Annotated in this window: 1 protein-coding gene; it reads right to left on the bottom strand. The window is 69.0% G+C overall.

The window, feature by feature from the left end; genetic code table 11:
* The coding region (locus ABD256_RS44210; RefSeq protein ID WP_344432409.1) for an acyltransferase domain-containing protein at nucleotides 1-720 on the bottom strand (720 nt) is incomplete at both ends.

Raw genomic sequence — 720 nt, 5'->3', positions numbered from 1 at the left:
ACGGGGTGCGGGCTGATCTCGACGAACGCGTCGAAGTCGCGTTCCAGCAGGTCCCGCACCACCGGGTCGAACAGCACCTCGTGCCGCAGGTTCTCGTACCAGTAGCTCGCGTCCAGCTCGACGGTGTCGATCCGCCGGCCGCGCACGGTGGAGTGGAACGCCACGTCGCCGGACTTCGGGGAGATCGCGCTCAGCACGTCCAGCAACTCGGCCTGAATCGCTTCCACCTGCACCGAATGCGAGGCGTAGTCCACCGGGATCCGGCGGGCACGGACCTCCTGCCGCTCGCAGGTGTCCAGGAACTCCGTGATCGCCCCGGCCTCACCGGAGACCACGGTCGACCCGGCGCCGTTGATCGCCGCGACGGACAGCCTGCCGTCCCACTCCGCGATCAGGGCTTCGGCGTGCGACCGTCCCACCGCGACCGACACCATGCCCCCGGCTCCGCTGAGCGCCAGGATCGCCTTGCTGCGCAAAGAAACCACGCGCGCCGCATCCTCCAGCGACAACGCACCCGCCACATACGCAGCCGCGATCTCACCCTGCGAATGCCCCAGCACCGCAGCAGGCTCCACGCCATACGAACGCCACAGACGAGCCAGCGACACCATCACCGCGAACAACACCGGCTGCACCACATCCACCCGGTCCAGCCCCGGCGCACCCTCGACCCCGGTGAGCACCTCGGTCAGCGACCAGTCCACAAACGACGCCAACGCC

This window comes from Amycolatopsis minnesotensis (assembly GCF_039529815.1).
In the GTDB taxonomy this organism is placed as follows: domain Bacteria; phylum Actinomycetota; class Actinomycetes; order Mycobacteriales; family Pseudonocardiaceae; genus Amycolatopsis; species Amycolatopsis minnesotensis.
This window is presented reverse-complemented; position numbering and strand designations above follow the sequence as displayed.